Genomic DNA, 25,726 nt, shown 5'->3' on the forward strand with positions numbered 1-25,726 from the left:
CGCACGCATCACGCATCCCCCAGAAACGCCCGGAACCCCATGGCCGCACGCTTGACCGGAAACGCCCGGACCAACCGCTTCCTGCCCGCCGGCGCCGCGGGTGTGTTCGCACGTCTGGGCGGCGTGGCCGGCGGCCTGTGCGTCGCCGCGGCGGCGCTGTGCCTGATTCTGGCGCTCGCAAGCTATGACCCGACCGACCCGTCGCTGAACAACACCTCGGAATTCCCGCTGGTCAACAACCTGCTGGGGCTGTCGGGGGCCTATTTCGCCGACATGTCGCTGCAGGCCCTGGGGCTGGGGGCGCTGATGCTGCCGCTGGTGATGCTGGGCTGGTCGTGGCGGCTGATGCGCGGCCGCGGTCTGCCGATGCTGTGGCTGAACCTCACCATTCTGCCGGTGGCCCTGGTCACCACCGCCGGCCTTGCCGCCGCCTTCGGCCGGCCCGAGGGCTGGCCGCTGGAAAGCGGGCTGGGCGGTGTCGTCGGCATGCTGCTTTATGCGCGCCTGACCGCCATTATCGGCGTTGGCCCCTATCTGGTCGTCACCCTTGGCCTGACCCTTCTGGGCGGGTTTGCCGCATCGGGCATGGCGCTGGGCGACTGGCAGCGCATTGGCGGCGGCATCGCCGCCGGCGCCGGGCTGATTGCCCGTGGTGGTGGCGCGCTTGCCCGGTTGGGCCGGCGCGGCGATGACGACGGCGACCCGCGCGCGGCCGCCCGCGACCGCCGCCGCGCCGCCCGCCTCGCCCGCCAGGGCCAGCCCGAGGGCCGTCGCCAGTCGGAGCCGCGCTTCGACGACGATGCCCCGCCGCCTGTGGCGCGCCGCCGCGAGGCTGTCGCCGCCGAGGCGTCGAGCCCCGATGGCCCCGGCCGCGAGGGAGGCCCGCGCATCGGCGCGCCGCGCCGCAATATCGAGGCCGCCGCCGCCGAGGCCCGCCGCCGCAACCCGCTGGACCTGGATGATGGCGGCAATTATCGGCTGCCGGCGCTGGATCTGCTGGCGCTGGCGCCGCGCGGCAGCGGCCAGGGCCAGGATCCGGGCCTGCTGGCCGAACAGGCGCGCGGGCTTGAGAAGGTGCTGGAGGATTACGGCGTCAAAGGCCGGATCGTCGAGGTCCGCCCCGGCCCGGTGGTGACGCTGTTCGAACTGGAACCCGCGCCGGGGATCAAATCCTCACGCGTGATCAGCCTGGCCGACGACATCGCCCGCTCGATGAGCGCCATATCCGCGCGCGTGGCGGTGATCCCCGGCCGCAACGCCATCGGCATTGAGCTGCCCAATCCCCGGCGGGAGACGGTGTATCTGCGCGAACTGCTCGCCAGCGAAAGCTATGAGAACACCGCATCGCGGCTGGCGCTGGCGCTGGGCAAGGACATCGGCGGCGTGCCGGTGGTGGCCGATCTGGCGCGGATGCCGCATCTGCTGGTCGCCGGCACCACCGGATCGGGCAAGTCGGTCGCGATCAACACCATGATCCTGTCGCTGCTCTACCGACTGTCGCCCGATCAGTGCAAATTCATCATGATCGACCCCAAGATGCTGGAGTTGTCGGTCTATGAGGGCATTCCCCATCTGCTGGCACCGGTGGTGACCGAACCGGGCAAAGCGGTGGTGGCGCTGAAATGGGCGGTGCGCGAGATGGAGGGCCGCTATCGCGCCATGTCCAATCTGGGCGTGCGCAATATCGGCGGCTACAACAAGCGTGTCGCCGAGGCGCGCGATGCCGGCGAGGTGCTGACCCGCACGGTCCAGACCGGCTTCGACGCCGAGACCGGCAAACCGGTCTTCGAGGAACAGGGCCTCGAAACCGAGCCCATGCCCTATATCGTGGTCGTGGTCGACGAGATGGCCGATCTGATGCTGGTCGCGGGCAAGGATATCGAGGCCGCGATCCAGCGTCTGGCGCAGATGGCGCGCGCGGCCGGCATCCACCTGATCATGGCCACCCAGCGGCCGTCGGTCGACGTCATCACCGGCACGATCAAGGCCAATTTCCCCACCCGGATCTCGTTCCAGGTGACCAGCAAGATCGACAGCCGCACCATTCTGGGCGAACAGGGCGCCGAACAGCTGCTGGGCCAGGGCGACATGCTGCACATGGAAGGCGGCGGCCGCATCACCCGCGTGCACGGCCCCTTCGTGTCGGACGAAGAGGTCGAGAAGGTGGTGCGGGCCCTTAAAGAACAGGGCATGCCATCCTACATCGAAGCCGTGACCGACGATCCCGAGCTCGCCCAGTCGACCACCGCCGAGTTGATCGGCAGCGGATCCGGGGGCGGCGGTGGCGAGGATGACCTGTACGACCAGGCGCTCGCCGTCGTGCTCAGGGAACGCCGGGCCTCGACCAGCTTCATTCAGCGCCACCTCCAGATCGGCTATAACCGGGCGGCGCGGCTGATCGAGCGCATGGAGAATGAAGGTGTCGTCAGCCGGGCCGACCGCACCGGTCGCCGGGAGGTTCTGCTCGGCGAGCAGGGCGCCGACTGAGCGCGCAATCGAGGAGTATCCCCCTGATGTCCGTCCGCAGGCACGCTCACCGCAGCAGCCCCAGGGCCACCAGCCCCATGGCCGCGCGGGTCGCATCACGACTGGCAGTGCTTGTCATCGCGGCGGCCGCCGCGGCCATCCAGCCGGCAGCCGCCCAGCAGAAGCCGGCAGCGGCGGCAGCAGCCAAGGCGCCGCCACCGCCCGCCGCCGCCAGCGAAGCGCGCCGCGACATCGAACAGGCGGAACGCTATCTGAACAGCTTCCGCCGGCTTCAGTCGCATTTCGTGCAGGTCGCCCCCGACGGTGCCACCTCGGAAGGCACCTTCTATCTGTCGCGGCCCGGCCGGCTGCGGGTCGAATATGACCCGCCGGTCGATCAGCTGATCGTCGCCAACGGCTCGCAACTGGTCCATTACGACCGCAAGCTCGACCAGCCCTCCTATATCCCGCTCAGCCAGACCCCGGCCGGACTGCTGACCCGCGAGACCTTCGATTTCGACGATCCGCTGCTGGAATTCGGCGGCTACACCCGCGAGGCCGGCGCGTTCTCGATCACCGTGCGCGATGCCGAAAATCCCGATCTGGGATCGCTCAGCCTGATCTTCACCGACAATCCGGTGGCGCTGCGCCAATGGGTGGTGACCGATCCGCAGCGCGGCGTCACCCGCGTCACCCTCAGCAATGTCCGGCTCGATCCCACGCTCAGCCGTGACCTGTTCGTGTTCAACCGGTTCGACCGCTCGACCAAGTGACGATGACGTCCGGGCAGGCGGCCGCCACGGCCGGACCGGACATCACCAGCCGGGCGGTGTGGGCGATCGCCGGGCCGATGATCCTGTCGAACCTGTCGATCGCGGCCCTGGGCGCGGTCGACACCGGCGTTGCCGGACATCTGGGCAGTGCGACACCGCTGGCTGCCGCCGCCATCGGCAGCCAACTCGTCGCCTATCTGGCCTGGGGCGCCGGCTTCCTCAGGATGAGCACCACCGGCCTCGCCGCCGCCGCCAGCGGTCGCGGCGATCTGGCCGAAGAGGCGGCGGTGCTGTGGCGCGGGCTTGCCGCCGGGCTGATCGCCGCCATCGTGCTGTCGGCGCTGGCGGCTGGATTCCTGGGGCCGCTGGTCCGGGTCTTCGGGCCGCCGCCGGCGGTGGCGGCGCTGGCGGGCGATTATATCCTGATCCGTCTGGCCGGGCTGCCGGCGGCATTGGCGGTGCTGGTGCTGGTCGGCTGGTTCGTGGGCCGGGGCGATGCCCGGCTGCCGCTGGCCATGATCCTGGCCACCAACATCGTCAATGCCGGGCTGGATGTGGTGCTGGCGCTGTGGCTGGGCATGGGGCTTGCCGGTGTGGCGCTGGCCAGCGCCATCGCCGAATGGACCGGCTGCCTGATCGGGCTGGCCGCAGCCTTCCGCCATCTGGCGCGCCGCCACCGGCTGCGGCCCGATATGGCACGGCTGACCGACTGGCCGGCGCTGGCGCGCTTCGCGCGGGTCAATGGCGATATCTTCGTCCGCACGCTGCTGCTGATCGGCAGCTTCGCGCTGTTCATGAGTCTGGCCGGGCGGCTCGGCACCAACACGCTTGCCGCCACGGCCTTGCTGCTCACCTTCCTCACCATCGCCTCCTATGGCCTGGATGGCATGGCCTATGCGGCCGAAAGCCTGGCCGGCCGGGCGCTTGGGGCCGGCGACATGGCAGGCTTCGACCGGGCGGTGCGGGTCACCGGCCTGTGGACGCTGGGCCTGGGGCTGGTGGCGGCGCTGGCCTTCGCGGTCGGCGGGCCGTGGCTGATCCGGGCGCTGACCGATCTGGCGCCGGTGCGTGCGCTGGCCTTGTCGCTTCTGCCCTATGCGGTGGCGCTGCCGCTCGTCGCCTGGGCCTGTGTCTGGCTCGACGGCGTGTTCATCGGCGCCACCTGGTCGGGTGCCATGCGCGATGCCATGCTGCTGGCCTTCGCAATCCATCTTGGACCGGCGCTGCTTCTACCCGATATCATGGGGGCGGACGGGTTGTGGATCGCCTTCCTCGGCCTGTTCGCGGCGCGCGGTCTGGCCATGGCCGGCTGGTACACCATCCGCCGCCGGCGCCTGGGGGCCGCCCTGTCAATCACAGCCCCTGCGTCCGCCACCGCCACCGCCCGGTGATCACCGGCCTTCGCGCCCTCAACAGGTCAGCACCCGTGTCGCACCCGTCATCCATGCCCGCCCCCACTGTCGTCCGCACCGGCCGGCGCCCGGTGATCGCGGTCACCGCCTGCATCAAGCCGGTGGAAGGCAGCCCCTTCCATGCCGCCGGCATGAAATACGTCGAAGCCGCGGCCGAAGGGGCCGGCGGCATGCCGCTGATCGTGCCGGCGCTGGGCGACGGCATCGATATCGACCAGCTCCTTGGCATAGTCGACGGCATCCTGGTCACCGGCAGCACATCGAATGTCGATCCGGCGCTGTATGGCGGCCCGGCACCGCGGCCCGGCAACAAGGGCGATGCGGCGCGCGATGCCACCACCCTGCCGCTGATCCGCGCGGCGATCGACCGCGATCTGCCGCTGCTCGCCATCTGTCGGGGCCATCAGGAACTGAACGTGGCCCTGGGCGGCACGCTGCATCAGCATGTCCACGAGGTGCCGGGAATGATGGATCATCGCGACGACGGCACCCGGCCCTGGGAGGAACGCTTCGGTCATGCCCATCCGGTCACGGTGGTGACCGGCGGCATGCTTCAGCGCAGTCTGGGCGGCCGGACCACGATGATGGTCAATTCCCTGCACCATCAGGCGATCGACCGGCTGGCACCATCGCTGGTGGTTGAGGCCACTGCCGCCGATGGCGTGGTCGAGGCGGCAAGCCTTCCCGGGCGCCGCTTCGTACTGGGCGTGCAGTGGCATCCCGAGGCGCTCTGGCGCATCGATGGCGACCATGCCGCCATCCTTCAGGCCTTCGGCGAGGCCGCGGCCGCGCGCGCGGTGTCGCACAGCACGGCTGCCTGACCACACCCCCTCCCCATCTGCCCGCAAGGTATCATGCCCCGCATCCCTGACGATTTCGACGACGACGACGAGACCGGCTTCGACCCCGATCACCCCCTGGCCGACCATCCGGCCCTGGCGGCAGTTGCCCGCTTCGCGCGCATGCTGGAGGCGATCCCGTGGTTTCAGCGGGTCGGCGACAAGGTCGATGCCGACGATCGTGCCGCGGCCGAAGACTATCTGTCGGCGCTGGGCTTTCCCGGCACCGCTGTGGTGCCGGTCGGCAACTGGATCGAGGCGGCCGATGTCGCCGAAGCCCATGACATGCAGAGCCCGGCCTGGGAAGAGGAGGAACATCTCCGCGCCGTCGCCCATGAAACCGCGCTGGAGCTGACCGACGAGGAGGCGCTGGAGGTGGCGCTGGCCCATGTCGCCCATCAGGCGGCGTCGCTGGTCGGCCCGGCCGCCGTGCTGTCGATGCGGGTCGGCGGGCTGGACGATGAGGCGCTGGCCCGCGCCGCCGCCGGCCATGCGGTGCAGGCCTGCCATCTGGCCGCCCTGGTGCTGGCCGCCGGCTTCGACGAGGATCACCCCTTCGCGCTCAAATTCCGCCTTTATGAACGCGGCCGCTGGCCGGTCTCGATCACCGGCGACAGCTTCAACCTGTTCTGATCCACGCCACCGCTCATGGGATGCCAGCCGGCCGGCCGGCCGGCGTCTCATGACGCGCGCATGATGGTTATGTCTCATGACGCGCGCATGACGGTTATAATGCACGACACAGATGCCGCGACACTGGCAACCGCCTCGCTTCTGCGGTCAAATGATCGGGGCGGGCCAGAAGACCGCGTCAAGCTGAGCCAGAAGCCCGACCTCATGAAAGGTCCGGCCGCATGGACAGCCTTATCAATTTTCTGAACGACATCCTGTGGGGCTATCTGCTGATCTATGGGCTGCTGGCGGTGGGGGTGTTTTTCACCATCCGCCTCGGCTTCGTCCAGATCCGGCATTTCCCCGAAATGTTCCGCGCCGTGCTCGGCTCGGCCGAAGGCGACAAAGCCGGTATCTCGCCCTTTCAGGCATTGTGCACCAGCCTCGCCTCTCGCGTGGGGACCGGCAATCTGGCCGGGGTTGCGGTGGCGCTCTATCTGGGTGGTCCCGGCGCGATCTTCTGGATGTGGATGGTGGCGCTGGTCGGCATGGCCACGGCCTATGCCGAAAGCACGCTTGCCCAGCTCTACAAGACCCGCAATGCCCATGGCCAGTATCGCGGCGGCCCGGCCTTCTATATGGCCAAGGGCCTGCGTGCGCCCTGGGCCGGCCATATCTTCTCGATCTGCCTGATCCTGTCCTTCGGGCTGGTGTTCAACGCGGTTCAGGCCAACTCGATCGCCGAGGCCACCGAAACCGCCTTCGGCATCGACAAGATCTGGGTCGGCATCGCGGTCGCGGCGCTGGCCGGCGTGGTGATTTTCGGCGGCATCCGCCAGATCGCGCGCTGCGCCGAAATCGTCGTGCCGTTCATGGCCGTGGTCTATCTGGGCGTGGCGCTCTATGTCATCGCGGTCAACATCGCCGACCTGCCCGCCGCCATCGGCCTGATCCTGCGCAGCGCCTTCGGCCTTGAACCCGCTGTGGGTGGTGTCGCCGGCGGCGTCGCCGCCGCCATGCTCAACGGCGTCAAGCGCGGGCTGTTCTCGAACGAGGCCGGCATGGGCTCGGCCCCCAACATCGCCGCCGTCGCCACCCCCGATCCGCATCACCCCTCGGCGCAGGGATTCGTTCAGGCGCTGGGCGTGTTCATCGACACCCTGCTGATCTGCACCGCAACCGCGGTGATGATCCTGCTGTCCGACCGGCTGGTGCCGGGATCGGGTGTCACCGGCACCCAGCTCACCCAGGAAGCGCTGATCGTGCATATCGGCCCGTTCGGGGCCTATTTCATCGCGATCGCGATCTTCTTCTTCGCCTTCACCAGCATCGTCGGCAACTATGCCTATGCCGAAAACGCCCTGGTGTTCCTGAAGGCCGACAGCACCACCGGCATCAGCATTCTGCGCTGCGGCACGCTGGCCATGGTCGTCTGGGGCGCCTATGAAAGTGTCGGCACGGTGTTCAACGCCGCCGATACCTCGATGGGGCTGATGGCGGTGATCAATCTGGTGGCCATCTGCCTGTTGTCGGGCACGGTCGCCAAGCTGACCCGCGACTATGTCACCCAGCGCCGCACCGCGCCGCCGGTGTTCCACGCCGCCGACTATCCGGAACTCGCCGGCGAGATCGACGAGAAGATCTGGACCCGCTGATCCGATCCGGCACCCCTGATACGGACATGGCCGGCCCCATCGATGGGGCCGGCCATGTCATGTCACGCTGTGTGTGAGGCAGGGTATCAGTCGCGGGCGTGGGCACGCATGAACGAGGCGATGCGCGGCTTCACCTGTTCACGCCAGCGGCGGCCGTTGAAGATGCCGTAATGGCCGACACCGGCCTGCTCGTAATGGCCATGCATGGCCTCAGGCAGATTGTTGCACAGCAGATGGGTGGCCCGGGTCTGGCCGATGCCGGAGATGTCGTCCAGCTCGCCCTCAACCGTCATCACCGCGGTGCGGGTGATCGCGGCGGGGTCCGCCAGCCGGCCATGAACCATCATCTCCCGCTTGGGCAGCAGATGGCGCTGGAACACCCGGTCGATGGTCTCAAGATAGTATTCCGCCGGCAGATCCATGACCGAGAGATATTCGTCATAGAAGCTGCGATGGGCATCGGCGCTGTCGCCATCGCCCTCGACCAGATGCTCATACAGCTTCACATGGGCGCCGATATGGCGCTCAAGGTTCATGGTCATGAACCCGGTCAGCTGCAGAAAGCCCGGATAGACCCGGCGGCCGATGCCCGGATAGATCCCCGGCACCGAATGGATGACATTGTCCTCGAACCACTTCAGCGGCCGGGTCATCGCCAGTTGGTTGACCTGGGTCGGGCTTTCGCGGGTATCGATCGGCCCGCCCATCAGCGTCATGGTCGCCGGCGCACAGGGGTCCTCGTCGGCATTCATCAGCGCCACGGCGGCCAGCACCGGCACCGATGGCTGACACACCGCCATCACATGGGTGCCTTCGCCCAGGTGATGCAGGAAGGCGATGACATACTCGACATAGTCGTCCAGATGGAACGGGCCTTCGAACAGCGGCACGTTCCGGGCGTCGGTCCAGTCGGTGATGTAGACGTCGTGATCGGGCAGCAGCGCCTCGACCGTGCCGCGCAGCAGGGTGGCGTAATGCCCCGACAAAGGCGCCACCAGCAGCAGCTTCGGATCGTTCAGCCCGGGTGCCTCGCGCTTGAAGTGCAGCAGCTTGCAGAAGGTCAGATCGCTGACGATCTCTTCCACCACCGGCACGGTCCGGCCGTCGATCACGGTATGGTTCAGCCCGAAGGCCGGCTTCTCGTAACGGTCCGTCACCCGTTCCAGCACCTCGGCGGCCGCGGCGATCATGCGGCCATAGGGTGAATAGGACATCGGGTTGAACGGGGAACTGTGAATGCGCTGCGCCGCCCGCGCCATCAAACGGATCGGTGTCACGGTCGCTGCATGCAGTTCATGTAACTGATAGAGCATGACCCCTCGCACGCTGCCCGGCGATCATCATCGATCGTGCCGGTTGCGGCGGCGCCCGCACCTCCCTCGTGGACGGACGCCGTCTGTCACTGTTGAACCTGTCGTCAGTCGGTCCGGTCCATTCTCGGGACCGGGCCCGTCGCCAGGTGTCCACCGGCGCTCGCTGGCGGATTTCCGCCAGTTTCCGGGCTTTTCAGACCCGCAACGCCGCCCGGGCGGCGCCCGCCGCCAGAGACGTCGCTGGAACGCCACTGTTAAACATCTGTTTCAATTAGGCATTATCCGCCGAAAAAGTAAACGAGTTCCGAAGACGTTGCCGAAAATCCACGACATCGTCCCCGAACGGTCACCGTGGGCGTGCGATCCGGCCCGAAACGGGCGGATTTCGGCGGTTCCGTGTCGAATGTCGGTCCGGCGTCAGGGCCGGTATCACAGACCGGCGCGAATGGCCTCGACCATGGTTTCCGGCGTGTCGCCACGGCTGAAATGGGTCAGATAGCGGCCTTCGCGGTCCATCAGATAGATGAAGGCGCTGTGGTCGACCAGATAATCGCTGGCGCTGGCGTCGTCGCGGACCGCCTGATAATATACCCGATAGGCCTTGGCGGCGGCGGCGATCTGCTCAGGGGTTCCCGTCAGGCCGTTGATGCGGCTGTCGAACAGGGTCAGATGGCGCGCCATCTGGTCGACAGTGTCGCGCTCCGGATCGACGGTGATGAAGACTGGCGCCACCTTGTCGGCGTCGTCGCCCAGCATCTCCAGCGTCGCCGAGATCTTCTGAAGGTCGGTGGGGCACACATCCGGGCAATAGGTATAACCGAAATAGACCAGCATCAGCCGGCCGGCATAGGTCTGGTCGGTCACCGCCCGGCCCGACTGATCGGTCAGGGTGAAGGGGCCGCCGATCAGCGCTTCGCCCGATGCCACGCCGCGCGCGCGATCGGCCGACATCTCGGTCCAGCGCAATGCCAGCACGCCGCCGATCGCGATCACCGCGGCAATGGCGATGATCGTCAGCACCGACGGACGGCGAGGGGCCTTTTTCGACATCGGCTGCATCCAGACAAGGCCAGCAACCGCCCCGCCTCCCTTCAAGGGATCACCCTGTCGGGCGCCAGGGCGGCGGGGGGATGCGGCGGGTGGCACGGGATGCCATCGGGCCGGACACGGCGGCATGGGCATGGTGAGGGAGACCATGGCCCCATGCGGCCCGGCGGCGGCCGGGGTCATCGGGCCGCGCAGGGCTGCCGCCCGGACCCTGGTGAAGCCCGCGCAGGAAAAGCGCTCTGTCTTCCCATACCGCCCGGCGCGCGCCGATGCAACCGGCCGTATCTGCGACCGATCGTCGCCACCCCCCGGCGATCCGCCACATGCCCATGATTCCGGTGCCGACCATCCGGATCCGCGATTGACCGCGCGCCGGAGCCAGCCGCACACTCGCCACCAGAGCCCGTGCCCGCCGCTCGACCCACGCCCGCCACTCGACCCACGCCCGCCACTCGAACAGCCACTCCTGCGAATGACCATCCAGCCATGACCTTGCCGCAACCATGACCATATCCGCCCTTGCCGCCGATCCGGTGCTGCTTGCCGCCATCCTGGGGCCGATCCATGCGCCCGATCCAGGGCTGCTGCTGCTGATCGTGGCGGTGCTCGACGGGTTTCTGGGCGATCCGCCGGGCCTGTGGGCACGGTTGCCGCATCCGGTCGCCCTGATCGGCCGGACGATCGCGGCGCTGGACCAGCGGCTGAACCGGCCCGAACGCAGCGCCGCCGACCGGGTCCGGCGCGGCGGCCTGACGGTTCTGGTGGTGGTGGGCGGCACGGCGGCAATCGCCTTCGGGCTGCATCTGGTGCTGGCGGTCATCCCCTTCGGCTGGGTGGTCGAGGCCCTGATCGCCACCACCCTGATCGCCCAGAAAAGCCTGTACGAGCATGTCCGCGACGTCGCCGAGGCGCTGGCACAGGACGGGCTGGCCGCCGGCCGCCGCATGGTCGCCCGCATCGTCGGCCGCGACCCCGACAGCCTGGACGAGGCAGGCGTATCGCGGGCGGGGATCGAAAGTCTGGCCGAGAATTTCTCCGACGGGGTCGTCGCACCGCTGTTCTGGTTCGCGGTGGCAGGGCTGCCGGGCCTCGCTGCCTATAAGGCGATCAACACGCTCGACAGCATGATCGGCCATCTCACCCCGCGCCATGCCGATTTCGGCCGGGTGGCTGCACGGCTCGATGATGTCGTGAACTGGCCGGCCGCCAGGCTGGCCGGGCTGCTGATCGTTGCCGCCGCCATCATCCCGAGCCCGGGCCATGCAGCGGCCGGCGATGCCGGCCGGGCCTGGCGGGTGATGCGCCGCGATGCCCGCCGCCACCGCTCGCCCAATGCCGGCTGGCCGGAGGCGGCGATGGCAGGCGCGCTGGGCATCCGGCTGGCCGGCCCGCGCCGCTATGGCAACCGGGTGGTGGACGATGCCTGGATGGGCGGGCCGGCGCTGGATGGCAGCGGCGGGGGCCGAATGGATGCGGGCCCGGCCGATATCGACCGGGCCCTCACCCTCTATGTCCGTGCCTGCCTGATCGGTGCACCGGTTCTGGCGCTGCTGGCGACCCTGCTGGACTGATCGGCGCGGCGCTGCCCGACCGGACGGATCAACCGCCCGACAGACGGCTCTTCAGCGTCTCGGCCTTACCGTTCGAGGCATTGCCGCGCAGGATATTGTCGGCGGTCATCGACTGGCCGTAATAGGCGCGGTTCCAATCTTCTTCCGGCACCACCACCGTGCCGTCCAGCGAGGCGCCGCCGAACAGGCCCTTGGCGTTCGAGAACGCGACGATATCGGCATCCATATTGGTGGTGCTGCTGCCCGAGACACCGGCGCCGACAGAGGCGACCGCGATCGAGACGTCGCCGCCCAGCGTCACCTTGTCGGACAGCAGTTTCTCAAGCCCGCGCTCGGTGCGGACCACGAAAATCGTCTCCGACACCTGCACGCCGGCCTGAAGGCCGATGCCGCCCTTGGCGATGTCATAGAACGCCGGGCCGGTCCAGCCATTGCTGCTGCGGGCCAGCAACACGCCGACGCCACCCTCGCCGCCGATGATGAAGCCGGCCTTGACCAGGCTGGGGGCGATCATCACCGCGCGGGCATTGGCCAGCTGGGCATCGAAATCCTTGCCCTGGGGCGAATTGCGGATGGCGGTGACGGTGGCCGCCGCCTCATTGACGATCTGCTGCTGATCGCTCGCCTGCTGGGCCTGGGCCGGGGCCACGATCGCCAGCGGCGACATCGCCGCCATCGCAGCGACCGTAAAGACCAGGGAATGACGGCTGTTACGGGTGCGCATGCCGAACATGAATGAAAACTCCTGCGGTGGGTGCCCCGCATGTCGCGGGTCAAGCTCTTGTGTCGCGGTGCCGGGTCATGAAGATCTGAACGCCACGTGCTGCGGCGTCTCAGTTCTGTACATGGGGTGCCGGCCTCAGCCGTTGAGGGGCACCGCACCCGGCCCTGTCAGTCCTCACCGTTATGCCACGGCCCCCGTGACATGGATGCGATCAAGACGCGACCTCTTCGGCACCCAAAGCGGCGCCCTTCATCACAAGCGGCAGGCCGGCGGCCACGAACACCACCCGATCGGCCGCCGCCGCCACCTGCTGGTTCATGCGCCCGGCAACGTCGCGGAACCGGCGGGCGAGCGCGTTATCGGGCACGATTCCCAAACCCACCTCATTCGACACCATCACCACCGGCCGGCCGGCGTCACGGGCGGCCTCGACCAGACGTGCGGTTTCCTTGTCCGGATCGCGGTTCAGATGCATCAGCGTCGCCGCCCAGATGGTCAGGCAGTCGATCAGAACCGCCCCGCCAGCAGCCATGCCCGCCGCCGCAGTGATCGCGGCCGCCGGATCGTCCGGCGCCTCGATCGTGGTCCAGTCCGGGCCGCGATCGGCGACATGACGGGCGATCCGCTCGCGCATCTCGTCGTCGAAGGCCTGCGCCGTCGCCACATAGACCAGCGGCCCGCCCGCGGCCGCGGCCCGGGTCAGGCGTTCGGCCAGCGCGCTCTTGCCCGATCGCGCACCGCCCAGCACCAGGGTCAGGCGCGCCGTCATACGCCCGCCTGTCATACGCCCGTCTCCCCGTCGTCGCCCGCCGCGACCGCCAGTGGCCGGTTCACACACACCACCCGCCACAGCACCGCGCCATCGGCCATCACGATCCGGTCGATCCGGGTCAGCGACAGCGGGTCGATCACGAAGGCGATGCTTTGTTCAGGGGTCAGCCCCAATGCCTGCGACAGGGCGGCGCGGATCACGCCGGCATGGGCCACCACCACAATGCCGGGGGCCGCCGCCGGGGCATCGTGCGACCGTGCATCCACCGCCGCCGCCACCCGTGCCATCACCTCGGTGTAGCGTTCCCCGCCCGGCGGGCAGGCGCGGGCAGGCTGGCGCCAGAAGGCGGCATAGGCCTCGGGCTCGGCGGTTTCGATCTCGCCATGAACCCGGCCTTCCCAGGCGCCGAAATTCTGTTCGGTGAAGGCAGGCTCGATCAGCGCCGGGCGGTCGGGCAGCAGGGCCGCGGCCGTGTCGCGGGCGCGGGCCAGCGGGCTTGCGATCACCATGGCCTGCGGGGGCAGCAGCCGGCGCATGCCAGCCAGGGCCACAGGCGACGGCATATCCACCGCCGCCTCGCTGGCGCCATGAATGCGGCCATGGGCGGCTACGGCCAGGGCTGCGTGGCGTATCCAATACCAGCAGGTCACACCCACCACAGCACACCTCCGAAGGCCAGAACCAGACCGGCGATCTCGGCGGTCTGTTGAATGGCGCCATAAACATCGCCGGTGGCGCCGCCGATCTGGCGACGGGCGATCATCGCCATCGCCAGCCCGGCCAGCACGGTGCCCGCAATCAGACCAGCCAGCGCCGGCCAGCCGACCGGCCCCAACCCCAGCCGGACCAGTGCCATTGAGATCAGCAGCGTGGCGCCGGCACCGGTCAGCGCCGGCGCCAGCGGGCTGCGCCCGGCGGCATCGGCCAGGCCCGGCCGGCTGCGCCGGGCCATCGGCATCGCGGTCATGGCAATCGCGACCGCCACCCGCGACAACCCACCCGCGGCGGTGATCAGCGCCGCCGCCCCCCATCCCAGCGGCGCCAGTGCCGCCAGCACCGCCGCCCGGAGGCCGAATGACAGGATCAGCGCCGATGCGCCGAAGGTGCCGACCCTGCTGTCCTTCATGATCAGAAGCTTGCCCTCGCGGTCATGGCCGCCGCCAAAGCCGTCGGCGACATCGGCCAGCCCGTCTTCATGGATCAGCCCGCCGGCCAGCGCGGCCACGATCAGCGCCGCGAAGGCGGCGATCCAGCGATTGGCGATCAGCTCGGCCACCCCCGCCAGAGTCAGCCCGGTGATCGCCCCCATCACCAGCCCCGCCGGCCCCAGCCAGCCCACGAAGCGGGCGGCTGGTTGCAGGCCGTGCGGCGCCGGCACCGGCAGCCGCGACACCAGCCCCAGCGCCAGCCACAGCCCGTCCAGCGGCCGCGGTGGCGGCTCAGGCGGTGGCGCGGGTGCGGGCAACGGGTCGGAGGGTGACATGGCGGATCTTCCACAGGGGCGCCGCCTGTTCGGCAGCACCGGGCCCAATATCCTCGCAACGATAGCCGCGGCGGCGGCGGCGGGCCAGTTTTGCGGCCGGTGCCCTGGCATCATGATCGGCCGGGCTTGACCCGCGCGCCTGTCCGCCGCATCGTTCGGCGCACGCCTTTCTGTCCCGACCGTTCCGCCGGCGCTGCCCCGGGCACGCCCGCCATTGCAAGGATGATCCCGCCGTGGCCGCCGATCGTACCGCCCCCCAAGCCCCCGTTATTCCCTTCGCCGATCTGGCGGGTGTGGCCGATCTCGTCCGCGCCTTCCCCGGCCCCGATGACGAGGCGGCGGAACGGGCACGGGCACGGGACGCCGAGTTGACCAAGCCCGCCGGCGCGCTGGGCCGGCTTGAGGAACTGGCGGTGTGGGTGGCAGCGTGGCAGGCGGCCCATCCGCCCCGCGCCGCGCGGCCGCTGGCCTGCGTCTTTGCCGGCAATCACGGCATCGCCGCGCGCGGTGTCTCGGCCTATCCGGCGTCGGTCACCGAGCAGATGGTGGCGAATTTCGTCGAGGGCGGGGCGGCGGTGAACCAGCTCTGCCGCAATGTCGGCGCCGGGCTCAGCGTCTATGAGATGGGGCTTGAAACCCCCACCGCCGATTTCACCACCGCCCCGGCGCTGACCGATACCGAGGTGCTGCGCGCCATCGCCTTCGGCATGCGCGCGGTCGAACCCGGCATCGACATTCTGTGCCTGGGCGAAATGGGCATCGGCAACACCACCGCCGCGGCAGCCATGGCCGCCGCCCTGTTCGGCGGCACCGGCACCGACTGGGCGGGGCCCGGCACCGGCGTCGATGCCGATGGCCTCGCCACCAAGGCCGCGGTGATCGATCAGGCCCTGGCCTTTCACGGCGCGGCGCTTGCCGATCCGCTTGAGGTGCTGCGCCGGCTGGGTGGCCACGAGCTTGCCGCCATCGCCGGTGCCGTGATGGCGGCGCGCATGCTGCGGGTGCCGGTGCTGCTCGACGGCTTCGCCTGCACCGCAGCCGCCGCCGTGCTGTGGAAGGTCGACCCTGCCGCCCTCGATCACTGCAAGGTTGCCCATATGTCGCGGGAGCCGGGCCATCGCCGGCTGGTCGGCGCCATCGGCCAGCGGCCGCTGCTCGACCTGGACATGGCGCTGGGCGAGGCCTCGGGCGCGGTGTTGGCATCCGGGCTGGTCCAGGCGGCGGTCTCCGCCCATAACGGCATGGCGACCTTCGCCGAGGCCGGCGTGTCGACACGTGAGGCGTAAGGCGTGTTGCGTGACGAGCCATGTCGGCGCGTTAGAAACGCGCTTCGCGGTGCAGCACGTTAACCACTTTTCAATCATTGTTGCGATAAGCTTCAGGGTAATCTGAAAGAACCGGTCTGCGGCGGTGGTTGCCGCATGACCTGGTTTCAACGTGCTGCAGACGTCGGAGGGGCGCGTGGAATACGCGGAGCGGACTGAACGGTCGGAAACCCACGCTCAGGCCGCACTCAGACTACTCGAACAGCACAAAATTGCCCCAAATCCGATCAATTTCACTGTCGCCTATGTCCATGATTCGGGTCGCGATCCGGAATTGAGCCGCATGCTGAACGCGGTTCTGGCCGAGGGTGGCAGCCTGACGCCCGATATGGTGCGTGAAGCGTTCGAGCGTCATTTCGGACTGGCGCGCGAGGCACAGGTGGTCCGCGAGGGCGGCGCCCGGCTGGCGGCCGAGGCCGAGCGCGCGCTGGGTGCGGCTGAAAGCGCGCAGTCTGCGCTTGGTATCGCCGCCGACGAGGCCGCCAGGCTGGCCGAACGGCTGGACCGTGGTGAAGGCACCGATCCGCGCCGGCTGGCCGATGCCGCCCGCGCGCTGGCCATGCTTGCCCGCAAGACCGCCCAGCGCACCGATGCCGCCGCCCGCAGCCTGGATGCGGCTACCGACCAGATCGGCGGCGTGCGCCGCGACCTCGACCGGGTGCGGCGCGAACTGGCGACCGACGGGCTGACCGGCCTTGCCAACCGCCGGCATTTCGAACGCCGGCTGGCCGAAGAGGCGGCACTTGCCCGTGACACCGGCGATCCGTTGACCGTGATGCTGGTCGATGTCGAAGGCTTCGACGCCATCGCCGCCAGCCATGGCATCGGCATCGGCGATCAGGTGCTGCGGCTGGTGGGCAAGACCCTGGCCGATGGCGTGCGCGGCCGCGATGTCGCCGCCCGCTTCGGCCCCGAACGCTTCGCGGTCGCCCTGCCCCACACCACCGAGGCCGAGGCGGCGGCAATTGCCGACCAGATCCGCAACATCGTCGCCGGCCGCCGGATCGTGCGCCGCGACAATCGCGAGCCGATCGGCCGCATCGCCCTGAATGTCGGCCGCGCCACCCTGCAGCCGGGCGAGGAGATCGGCCACCTGATCGGCCGTGTCGAAACCATGCTCGAAAGCACCGCCCGCCGCGCGCGCCCCGGGCGCTGATCGTCCGCGCCTGCACCCGTCGAGGCCGGTTCGGCCCGTCCGCCGATATGTTCTTTATCTGTTCCCGAAAAACCGGCATGCTGGAGCCATCCAGGACAGCCCCCAGGCCGGGAGACGCGTTCATGCCAGACGAGAGCTTCATAACAGACAAGGGCCATGCCTTCCGGCTGCTGCATCAGCAGCCCGGCGCCTTCATCATTCCCAACCCCTGGGATGTCGGCACCGCGCGGATGCTGGCGGCGCTGGGCTTCCCGGCACTGGCCACCACCAGCGCCGGCATGGCGTTCCAGGCCGGTGTGGCCGAGGGGCGGACATCCCCCGACGCGGTTCTGCGCCATTGCCGCATGCTGGTCGATGCGACCCCGCTGCCGGTTTCGGCCGATCTTGAGAAAGGCTTCGGCGACAGCCCCGAAAGTGCCGCCGACACGATCCGGGCCGCGGCCGAAACCGGGCTCGCGGGGTGTTCGCTGGAAGACCATACCGGCGATCCCGACCGGCCGATCTATGACGCGGTGCTGGCGGTTGAACGGATCGCCGCCGCCGCCGAGGCCAGCCGGGCGCTCGATCATGATTTCGTGCTGACCGCGCGCTGCGAGAACTTCATGTGGGGCCGCCCGGATCTGGACGACACCATCCGGCGACTGCAGGCCTATGAGCAGGCCGGCGCCGATGTGCTCTATGCGCCGGGCCTGCGCGACCTCGACACCATCCGTCTGGTCTGTCAGGCGGTATCGGTGCCGGTCAATGTCGTCATGGGTCTGCCCGGCGCCACCTTCAGTGTCGAGCAGCTTGCCGCCGTCGGCGTCAAACGGATCAGCACCGGCTCGGCCCTGGCACGGCTGGCCTATGGTGCGGTCGCAGCTGCGGCGCGCGAGATGCGATCCACCGGCACATTCCGTTTTTCGGAACAGGCCATGGGTTTCGCCGAGCTGGAAGGCTTCTTCACCGGCCGGACCACCGCCTGACCAGCCGCGCGCGCCACCGGGTCAGTCGCCGATCCGCAGCACCCGTGTCGTATAGCGCGACAGCCGCTCGGCCTCAGGGACCGTGCCGATGCCGGGCGCATCCAGCGGCGCCACCATCCCCGGCGCCACCAGTTCGACCTCGGTCGCGGTGATGTCGGGGCGGAAATAGCGCGCGCTTTCCGCCACGTCGGAGGCATAGGTCATGCCCGGCAGGGTGGCGAGGGCGATATTGGTCCAGCGGCCGACGCCGGTCTCGAATTTGGCGCCGGTGAAGCAGCCGATGCCGGCCGCCATCAACCGGTCGTGCATCGCCCGCGCAGCGGTCAGCCCGCCGACCCGGCCGACCTTCAGGTTCACCGCCCGCGCGGCGCGGCGGTCGAGCAACTCGTCCACATCCTCCATGGTATGGATGCTCTCATCCAGGCAGATCGTGGTGTCCAGCCGCGCCTGAAGGCTGGCATAGGCTTTCCAGTTATGGGCCGCCAGCGGCTGTTCCAGCAGCATCAGCCCGAAGCGGTCGAAGGTCGACAGATGGTCCAGTGCCTCGGGGCCATAGGCGCCATTGGCATCGGCCAGCACCGGCATTTCGGGCAGGTCCGCCTTCAACGCCGCCAGGGGCACCGTGTCCCAGCCGGGCTTGATCTTCACCTTCACCCGGTGATAGCCGGCCTCCATCGCACGGCGTGCGGCGGCGACCAACTCGCCGGCGTCGCCGGTCACGCCAATCGTGGCGCTGGCCTTCACCGGCCGCAGGCTGCCGCCGATCGCCACCGCCAGCGGCAGCCGGTCGCGCCGCGCGATCAGGTCGTGCAGGGCCACTTCCAGCGCCGCGATGGTCTCGACATGGCCGCTGATATCGCGGAACCGGTCGAGCATGTCGGCCGGGCCGTCGACGTCGGTGCCGACCAGCATCGGCGCCAGATGGCGTTCGATGATCGTCCAGGCGGTCTCGATCGTCTCGTAATGATAGAAGGGCGCTTCCATCGCGGTGCACTCGCCCCAGCCCGACAGCCCCTCGGCGCGGATTTCCACCAGCAGCTTGGTCCAGCGCTCCATACGCTGCCAGCGATTGGCGAACGGCGCCGCCATCGGCGGCGAGACGAAGCGCAGGACGATGCCGTCGATCCGCATGGTGAACCACTCCTCAATCATTGATTGAGGGATGATAGCGGCTCACAACTTTCAATCCAATGTTGAATATCATCGATCCCACCCGCCCCGAGAGGGGATATGCCTAACGGGGCGGGTGGTCGTTGGAGTTCAGCGGGTCATGGCGCCATAGACACCATGGCGGATGATCGCCCGATAGGGTTCGCGCTGGGTGACGCTCTGCATCATGTACACCACCAGCAGCTTTTCGCGGGGATCGATCCAGAAATAGGTGCCGGCATAGCCGCCCCAATACAGATCGCCCGTGCTGCCCGGCCACGCGCCGTCATCGCCGCGCCGCACCGCGAAGCCCAGGCCGAAGCCATAGCCCAGATGGGCCAGCCCGCCGGTGTTGATGTCGGGGGTCAGGTGATCGGCGGTCATCAACTGCACGCTGTTGGGGCTCAGCACCCGTTTGCCATCCAGACTGCCGCCGTTCAGGATCATGCGCAGAAACCGCAGATAATCGGCGGTGGTGCCATACATGCCGCCGCCGCCCGACAGGAAGGCGTCGGGATGGGCGGGGTCCAGCAGCTCCGGCACCTTGTTGCCGAACGCGGCTTCAGGGTCGGCGCCGGCCACGCGGCCGCGCAGTTGTTCCGGAACGTGGAACATGGTCTCGGTCATGCCCAGCGGCTCCAGCACCCGCTCGCGGACGATCTGGTCCAGCGGCTGGCCGGCAGCCACCTCCATCACCCGGCCCAGCAGATCGGTCGACCGGCTGTATTCCCACAACGTCCCCGGTTCCGCCACCAGCGGCAGCCCGGCCAGCTTGGCCGCCAGCCCCTCATTGGTGTGGTCCCACAAATGGGTGCCGGCGGCCAGATACCGGCTCTTGATCGCCGATTTTCCGAACACGCCATAAGTCAGGCCGCTGGTGTGGCGCATCAGGTCGCGCACGGTCATCACCCGTTGGGCGGCAGTGGTTTCCACCGCGGGCTTGCCATCGGCGCCCGCGACCTCCCGGCCGACCTGCATCTGCGCGAAGTCGGGCAGATACAACGACACCGGCGCCGCCAGCGCCAGCTTGCCATCTTCCATCAGGCTCAACGCCGCCGCCGACACGATCGGCTTGGTCATCGAATACAGCCGGAAGATGGCGTCATCGGTCATTGCCGCGCCGGCGGCACGATCGCGCCAGCCCACCGCCCGCTGCTGCACCAGAATACCATCGCGCTCAACCGCCAGCACGGCGCCCGGAATGCGCCCGGCCTCGGCATCGGCGGCCAGCCGGTCGGCCAGGGCGTTCAGCCGCGCCGCATCGAACCCGGCCGCGGCCGCATCGCCGGTCTCGGCCGCGACGGCGGCCATGGTCAGGTGCATGGAATTGGGGGCAAGCCCCGCGATCAGGCCGGCTGTCAGCACGGCGAAGGCTGCGCGGCGCAACCTCTGGCCGGCGGGCCGGCGGATGTCTGTGGTCATGATCGGCATATCCGTCCCTGTGCCGCCCGGTCGGATGCCGGGCGATCGATGGTCTTTGGGCTGGGCGCCGATACCATGGCCAGCACGGGCCGAAGTTCGCGCGCCCCCATCGAATAGGACGTCAGTTGCTGCCCACGGTCAACGCGCGGGCGTGGCCGATCCGCGCTGCGGAACGCGCCGGTGGAAATCTCCGGATATGCATCGGCTGAACCGGCGCATCGACAGGATCGGCGTATCGACAGGATCGGCGTCAGGCACCGGGCCGCGTTGCGGCGATCAGCGCCGCCACGTCGCGGCACAGCGGATCGGGCAGCCGGTCGGGATCGGCCCACACCGCATCTGCGGCATCATCGCCAGCGCGCAGCACGCCCGACACGGCTTTCAGCATCACGGCGACCAGCACGAAATGATGCTCCGGCACGTCGCCGGCCCCCTCGGCCACCTCCAGCACCGCCACCGGCTGCGGGACCGGGCTCGCGGCCTGATCGGCCAGCAGACCGGTCTCCTCGGCCAGTTCGCGCGCCGCCGCCGCGACCAGACCTTCCCCCCAATGCACCCGGCCACCGGGAAAGCCCCAATGCCCGGCCTGCGGCGGATTGGCGCGCAGCACCAGCGCCACGCGGCCCCGCCGCCAGGCGATGGCAATCACGCCAACGCCCGGCATCCGTGGCTGCGCGGCAGGCGTGAGGAGGTCTTGCGGCGTGGTCCCGGTCACGTGCGGCGGTCAATCCGGCTGGAGCGCGCTGCGTCGCGGGTCTCAGGGCGCCAGGCGGGCCAGCAAGTCCTGAGTATAGCGTTCCAGCAGCGGTTCGGCGCTGCCGCCCAGTGCATTCAGCCGATGGGTGCAGTCGCAGATCAGCAGGCCCATCACATAGCTGAACGTCTGACAGATTTCCATACGCCGGGCCTCGGCGTCCAGCCCGCCATAAGCCGCGATGGCATCGCCGATCACGTCCAGCACCTGTGCCAGCCGCCGGTTCAGCTTGCGATCCAGTTCCGGCGTCAGGCCGGCGGGCTTCAGGCCGTGATACAGATACAGGCCCAGCGTCAGGTCATCGGGCCGGCTGCGGTAATACGCGAAATAGCTGCGGATAGCCGTGGCGACCCGGGCGCGCGGGTCGCCGGCGCGGCCGACCGCGTCCTCGATATGCAGGCGCAGCGAATTCAGGCTGTCGGACAGCACCGCCGCGTACAGCTCTTCCTTGTTGCGGAAATAGGGATAGATGGCGCCGGTCGTGCAGCCGGCGGCGGCGGCGATGCCACGCATCGACGTGCCTTCAAGGCCCGCCTCGGCGAACACGGTACGGGCGGCGTCGACGATGATCTGCCGCTTCAGGGCCCGGACGGCGGCATCGCGGGCCATGCGGGGGCGGACGGCAGGCGCCGGTCCGCGGACGGGCAGTTGTTGGGTGGGCGGTGTATGGCTGAGCATCATCTTCAGGATCCCCCCTGTGCCGGCCACCGCTCAAAAGGGTGTCCGGCAACCGGATCGCGATGTACCAGGCCCGGTTCATCCGGGCTCCGGTCGCGTCCATGGTGTCTTATGGTATGGTTACGGTTGGTATGGTTACGGTGCGGCAGGCCGCTCCGCCCGGTATGATCAGGCGGCGATGGCGGTCTGCGGCGGCGTCGGCAGCAGTGCCGGCCCCGGCTTCAGGGACATGTCGGTCATCAGCAGGCGCTCCTCGGCAGGCGGACCCTGTCGGGCGGGTGATGCCCCAGGGTTTCTGGTTATGAGGAAAAGCCTACCCGATACGCAATCTCCTGTTCCCCCGCGCGTTGACAGACGCATCTTTCAAGATCATGATAAGATTGCCGGGTTGTAACCTCTGATTCATTCAACCCGCCCCGCGCCCGCACCGGCCAGCCGGCCGCCCCGCCCTGACCGCATGGCCTGTCGCGCGATCTTCTGGCGCAGCCGGCCGCGCTGCGGTTATCCTTGAATGACCCGTCAAGGGCCAGCAGACAAGGGATGCCATGCTCTCTGAAGCGAAGTTCCAGACCGTCGCTCACTGGGCACAGGATCTGAGCGAGGCCGATCGCGATCTCGCCCGCCGGAACATGTCTGAAAAGCTGCTGCCCAAGGGTGCCTATCTGCTGCACGAGAACGACCATGTCGATGCGTGGTTCGGGGTGATCGATGGTCTGCTCAAGATCTGCGTCGTGGCCGAGAACGGCGAGGCGATCACGCTGACCGGCATTTCCAGCAGCGGCTGGGTGGGCGAAGGCTCGGTGATCAAGAACGAGCCCCGGCGCTATGACGTCGTGGCCCTGCGCGACACCCGCATCGCGCTGCTGAACGGCCGCACATTCCGCTGGCTGATGGACAACAGCCCACCCTTCAACAAATTTCTCGTCCGTCAATTGAACGAGCGCCTGGGCCAGTTCATCGCCTTTCTGGGCTATGGCCGGCTGCTCGACCCCACAGAACGTCTTGCGCGATCTGTCGCCTGGCTGTTCAATCCGATACTCAGTCCGAACAACCAGCTCCAGCTCGGCATCTCGCAGGAGGAAATCGGGCTGATCTCGGGCATGTCCCGCCAGACGGCGAGCAAGGCGCTGCGCCAGTTGCAGGCCGAAGGGCTGCTGCGCCTTCAGCACGGCCGGATCGAGATCCTCGATCTGGACGGGCTCGGCCATTATGGCAGCACGCTCTGACCGCCCTGGTCGCACGGCCCCCTGGCCGCACGACCCGCTGACCGTCCTGGCCCATCGGCAATCCGGCAGCCAAGACCGGACCCGCCGGCGCATCGTTTTGAGGAAACGTCCTGATGACCACCACATCCGCGGCCGGCAAGGTCGCCCTCGTCACGAACGTGACCAAATATGCCGGCAGCCCGGCGGCGGCGGCACTCGCGGCCGATGGCTGGCAGGTGCTGGCGCATGACGCGTCCTTCACCGACAAGGCGGCCCGCGACGGCTGGATGGCCGACAATGCCGGCATGACCGCGCTTGAGGCCCAGGCGCCCGATGCGGTGATCGCCGAGGCGGTGGAACGGGGCGGGCGGATCGACGGCATCGTGTCGAACGACGCTTATCCGGCAGTCCGCCGCCGGATCGAGGAAACCGAGACCGATGCCTTCCGCGAGATGATGGAGGCGCTGGCGATCTATCCCTTCGCGCTGGCCTCGGCGGCGGCGGCGCGGATGAAGCCTCAAGGCTCGGGCTCGATGGTGTTCGTCACCTCGGCATCGCCGCGCCGGCCCTATCCGGGTTTCGCCATGTATGCCACCGCGCGCTCCGCCTCGACAGGGCTTGCCAAGGCACTGGCCAATGAACTCGCCCCCCACGGCATCCGGGTGAACGCGGTCGCGCCGAATTTCCTCTACAGCGAAACCTATTACCCGCGCGCCAAGTGGATCGACGACCCGGCCGGCGCCGCCAAGGTCCGCGAGATGGTCCCGATCGGCCGGCTCGGCCAGCCTGAGGAGATCGGCGCGCTGATCGCCTTCCTGCTCTCCGACAAGGCCGGCTTCGTGGTCGGCGAAACCGTGGGCTTCACCGGCGGCTGGCCGTAACCGCCGCCGGCAATATACGCCTGCACCCGTCCTTGCCTGCTCCCATCCCGTCCTGCCCGCCAGATGGCGGGCAGGACGGGATGTGCGATCAGCGATACACCGCCACATCGTCATACGTCACCAGGCCCGACACAGAGCCGGCGCTGTCATTGCGCAGGGCGATATCGCCGCCGGCGGTGACATACAGTGCCAGCGTCGTCGCCGGCGCCAGGTCGTGCAGAGTGACAGTCGTCGCGGCCTGCGCCTTCATGGCCCGCACCACATGCGACAGGGTGCCGCCGGCGCTGCGGGCGGCGATGGTGCCGGTCCAGCCGGCCGGGATCTGATCGGCGGTCCACAGCGTGGTGCTGGTGTCGGCGGTCAGAATGACGCTGCGCCGTGCCGGCAGCCAGCCGCTGGCGGTGCCTGCCGCCAGGATGGCATCGGGCGCCCGGGCGACGATGCCGCGCTGATCGCCAACCCGGGTCATGCTGATCTGGTTCAGCATGGCCGCGCGCATGGCAGGGGCCAGCAACCGGTTGACCGGCAGGCTGAATGTGCCGGCCGCGAGGTGGTTGCGTTCCACCGGGCTGTGCACGGCGCTGACCGTGCCCACCGGCACGCCATCCAGCGTCACCGTATCGGACACGGCGAACCCGTTCACCGATGGCCGCAGCATCAGAAGCCCGCTGCTGCTGTCGACAGTGGACCACAGCACCGTGCCGATGCCGCCCGATGCGCTGGCAACCGTGTCGCCCTCGATCGGCCAGCCCGCGCCCGGCGCCCGATCGATCAGCAGTGGCACGGCAGCCTCCATCACGTCATTGACGCTGCTGCCGCGCGTGGTTTCCACCAGGATGCGGTTGTTCTGGCGCGGGATTGTCGCCAGATCGCGGCCGGTGTCGCCCAGGGCCAGGGCACCCAGCGCCCCGCCAGTGGCCGGCCCCATATCGATCAGTCGAACCGCAGTACCGGTGAACGACACCCGCACGGTCGAATCGGATGCCATGCACGACACCACCGAGCCGATGATCCGGTTGTCCGGGTTCACGATCACCGCGTCAATATCCGCCGAGCCGCCCAGAAGCTCGATCGCGCCCGACATCGTGCCGGTCAGCGGCACCGGCGGTGTGCCATGATAGACATATTCGCGGGTCGTCAGGCCGGCGTCATAGGCGACCAGCCCGGTCATGCGCACACCCCGCTGCCGTCTGCCACCGCCGGATCGATGCTCTGCAGCACCCGAACCAACCGCGACACCCGCCGGGCGACCATGCCATTGACCAGCACATTGCGGATCGCCGCCTGATCGATGTCGCTGCGGCCGCCGCTTTCGCAGGAAATGGCGATGAACGCGTCCTCAATCCGCGCATCCGACACGATGACATCCTCGACGCCGAACTGGAAGGTCAGTGCCTTGCCACCCCAGGGCAATCGGGTGAAACTGTGCGTGACAGAGCGGAAGGGGATGTCCCGGTCATTGTTGAAAAAGGGAGAGCGGCGTTGCTCGCCTTGAGCCGTTAGGCTCGGGGTGTCGAATCCTCA

At 68.7% G+C, this 25,726-nt stretch carries 24 protein-coding genes; 12 read left to right on the top strand and 12 right to left on the bottom strand.

All coding sequences use genetic code 11. The annotated features are described in order from the left end of the window. The first annotated feature begins 39 nt into the window (after positions 1–39). The 6 genes from IEW15_RS16030 to IEW15_RS16055 all read left to right on the top strand — a co-directional run bounded on the left by IEW15_RS16030 (position 40) and on the right by IEW15_RS16055 (position 7,757). Positions 40–2,487, top strand: a complete 2,448-nt coding sequence (locus tag IEW15_RS16030) for a DNA translocase FtsK (RefSeq protein ID WP_188579724.1) — start codon at positions 40–42, stop codon at positions 2,485–2,487. Between the two features lie 26 nt (positions 2,488–2,513). Continuing rightward, the gene (locus IEW15_RS16035) at positions 2,514–3,239 is read left to right on the top strand and encodes a LolA family protein (RefSeq protein WP_188579725.1); all 726 of its coding nucleotides are present in this window, start codon (positions 2,514–2,516) and stop codon (positions 3,237–3,239) included. A gap of 2 nt (positions 3,240–3,241) precedes the next feature. Continuing rightward, positions 3,242–4,630 carry an MATE family efflux transporter gene (locus IEW15_RS16040; RefSeq protein WP_188579726.1) on the top strand — a complete coding sequence of 463 codons (1,389 nt, stop codon included), beginning with the start codon at positions 3,242–3,244 and terminating at the stop codon, positions 4,628–4,630. A 53-nt stretch (positions 4,631–4,683) separates the two neighbouring features. Further along, positions 4,684–5,472: a gamma-glutamyl-gamma-aminobutyrate hydrolase family protein gene (locus IEW15_RS16045; protein WP_188579727.1), complete on the top strand. Its 789-nt coding sequence runs from the start codon at positions 4,684–4,686 to the stop codon at positions 5,470–5,472. A gap of 33 nt (positions 5,473–5,505) precedes the next feature. Beyond that, entirely contained in the window at positions 5,506–6,123 is a 618-nt protein-coding gene (locus IEW15_RS16050) for a hypothetical protein (protein WP_188579728.1), read from the top strand. Positions 6,124–6,344: 221 nt separating this feature from the next. After that, positions 6,345–7,757, top strand: a complete 1,413-nt coding sequence (locus tag IEW15_RS16055) for an alanine/glycine:cation symporter family protein (protein ID WP_188579729.1) — start codon at positions 6,345–6,347, stop codon at positions 7,755–7,757. An 86-nt stretch (positions 7,758–7,843) separates the two neighbouring features. Here the strand turns inward: IEW15_RS16055 and IEW15_RS16060 are convergent, their stop codons facing one another. Both IEW15_RS16060 and IEW15_RS16065 read right to left on the bottom strand, forming a co-directional pair. Next, positions 7,844–9,070, bottom strand: coding sequence for a polyhydroxyalkanoate depolymerase (locus IEW15_RS16060; RefSeq protein ID WP_188579730.1), 1,227 nt, complete (start codon positions 9,068–9,070; stop codon positions 7,844–7,846). A 429-nt stretch (positions 9,071–9,499) separates the two neighbouring features. Continuing rightward, the gene (locus tag IEW15_RS16065; RefSeq protein ID WP_188579731.1) at positions 9,500–10,120 is read right to left on the bottom strand and encodes an SCO family protein; all 621 of its coding nucleotides are present in this window, start codon (positions 10,118–10,120) and stop codon (positions 9,500–9,502) included. A gap of 500 nt (positions 10,121–10,620) precedes the next feature. Here IEW15_RS16065 and cbiB point away from each other — a divergent pair, with 500 nt between their 5' ends. Then, on the top strand, positions 10,621–11,688 hold the full coding sequence (gene cbiB, locus IEW15_RS16070; RefSeq protein ID WP_188579732.1) for an adenosylcobinamide-phosphate synthase CbiB: 1,068 nt from the start codon (positions 10,621–10,623) through the stop codon (positions 11,686–11,688). Positions 11,689–11,716: 28 nt separating this feature from the next. Here cbiB and IEW15_RS16075 read toward each other — a convergent pair whose 3' ends face one another. From IEW15_RS16075 to IEW15_RS16090, 4 genes are all read right to left on the bottom strand, one after another. Next, positions 11,717–12,421 (bottom strand): lipid-binding SYLF domain-containing protein, encoded by a 705-nt coding sequence (locus IEW15_RS16075; protein ID WP_229708165.1) that lies wholly within the window; start codon positions 12,419–12,421, stop codon positions 11,717–11,719. Between the two features lie 202 nt (positions 12,422–12,623). Further along, complete coding sequence (cobU, locus tag IEW15_RS16080; RefSeq protein ID WP_188579733.1) at positions 12,624–13,181, bottom strand: bifunctional adenosylcobinamide kinase/adenosylcobinamide-phosphate guanylyltransferase; 558 nt, start codon at positions 13,179–13,181, stop codon at positions 12,624–12,626. An 11-nt stretch (positions 13,182–13,192) separates the two neighbouring features. Next, complete coding sequence (locus IEW15_RS16085) at positions 13,193–13,840, bottom strand: histidine phosphatase family protein (RefSeq protein WP_229708166.1); 648 nt, start codon at positions 13,838–13,840, stop codon at positions 13,193–13,195. Then, a complete protein-coding gene (locus tag IEW15_RS16090) occupies positions 13,831–14,667 on the bottom strand; it encodes an adenosylcobinamide-GDP ribazoletransferase (protein ID WP_188579734.1) in 837 nt (278 codons plus the stop codon). Before IEW15_RS16090 ends, IEW15_RS16085 begins: the two co-directional genes overlap by 10 nt. 233 nt (positions 14,668–14,900) lie before the next feature. Between IEW15_RS16090 and cobT the strand changes: the two genes are divergently transcribed. From cobT to IEW15_RS16105, 3 genes are all read left to right on the top strand, one after another. Continuing rightward, complete coding sequence (cobT, locus tag IEW15_RS16095) at positions 14,901–15,953, top strand: nicotinate-nucleotide--dimethylbenzimidazole phosphoribosyltransferase (RefSeq protein ID WP_188579735.1); 1,053 nt, start codon at positions 14,901–14,903, stop codon at positions 15,951–15,953. Positions 15,954–16,104: 151 nt separating this feature from the next. Then, on the top strand, positions 16,105–17,148 hold the full coding sequence (locus IEW15_RS16100) for a GGDEF domain-containing protein (protein WP_188579736.1): 1,044 nt from the start codon (positions 16,105–16,107) through the stop codon (positions 17,146–17,148). A 122-nt stretch (positions 17,149–17,270) separates the two neighbouring features. After that, on the top strand, positions 17,271–18,113 hold the full coding sequence (locus IEW15_RS16105) for an isocitrate lyase/PEP mutase family protein (protein ID WP_188579737.1): 843 nt from the start codon (positions 17,271–17,273) through the stop codon (positions 18,111–18,113). Positions 18,114–18,134: 21 nt separating this feature from the next. Here IEW15_RS16105 and menC read toward each other — a convergent pair whose 3' ends face one another. The 4 genes from menC to IEW15_RS16125 all read right to left on the bottom strand — a co-directional run bounded on the left by menC (position 18,135) and on the right by IEW15_RS16125 (position 22,119). Continuing rightward, positions 18,135–19,244: an o-succinylbenzoate synthase gene (gene menC / locus IEW15_RS16110; RefSeq protein WP_188579738.1), complete on the bottom strand. Its 1,110-nt coding sequence runs from the start codon at positions 19,242–19,244 to the stop codon at positions 18,135–18,137. 129 nt (positions 19,245–19,373) lie between these two features. Beyond that, positions 19,374–20,684, bottom strand: coding sequence for a serine hydrolase domain-containing protein (locus IEW15_RS16115; protein ID WP_229708167.1), 1,311 nt, complete (start codon positions 20,682–20,684; stop codon positions 19,374–19,376). Between the two features lie 250 nt (positions 20,685–20,934). Continuing rightward, positions 20,935–21,399, bottom strand: a complete 465-nt coding sequence (locus IEW15_RS16120; protein ID WP_306432636.1) for an NUDIX domain-containing protein — start codon at positions 21,397–21,399, stop codon at positions 20,935–20,937. A gap of 42 nt (positions 21,400–21,441) precedes the next feature. Continuing rightward, positions 21,442–22,119 (bottom strand): TetR/AcrR family transcriptional regulator, encoded by a 678-nt coding sequence (locus IEW15_RS16125; protein WP_188579739.1) that lies wholly within the window; start codon positions 22,117–22,119, stop codon positions 21,442–21,444. A 542-nt stretch (positions 22,120–22,661) separates the two neighbouring features. Here IEW15_RS16125 and IEW15_RS16130 point away from each other — a divergent pair. Then, positions 22,662–23,342: a Crp/Fnr family transcriptional regulator gene (locus tag IEW15_RS16130; RefSeq protein WP_188579740.1), complete on the top strand. Its 681-nt coding sequence runs from the start codon at positions 22,662–22,664 to the stop codon at positions 23,340–23,342. A 113-nt stretch (positions 23,343–23,455) separates the two neighbouring features. After that, on the top strand, positions 23,456–24,202 hold the full coding sequence (locus IEW15_RS16135; protein ID WP_188579741.1) for an SDR family oxidoreductase: 747 nt from the start codon (positions 23,456–23,458) through the stop codon (positions 24,200–24,202). A gap of 88 nt (positions 24,203–24,290) precedes the next feature. Here IEW15_RS16135 and IEW15_RS16140 read toward each other — a convergent pair whose 3' ends face one another. Beyond that, positions 24,291–25,373 carry a hypothetical protein gene (locus tag IEW15_RS16140; protein WP_188579742.1) on the bottom strand — a complete coding sequence of 361 codons (1,083 nt, stop codon included), beginning with the start codon at positions 25,371–25,373 and terminating at the stop codon, positions 24,291–24,293. Next, positions 25,370–25,615, bottom strand: coding sequence for a hypothetical protein (locus tag IEW15_RS16145; protein WP_188579743.1), 246 nt, complete (start codon positions 25,613–25,615; stop codon positions 25,370–25,372). The genes IEW15_RS16140 and IEW15_RS16145 overlap by 4 nt, the downstream gene beginning before the upstream one ends. Positions 25,616–25,726: the final 111 nt, after the last annotated feature.

The sequence above is a fragment of the Tistrella bauzanensis genome, assembly GCF_014636235.1.
Taxonomy (GTDB): domain Bacteria; phylum Pseudomonadota; class Alphaproteobacteria; order Tistrellales; family Tistrellaceae; genus Tistrella; species Tistrella bauzanensis.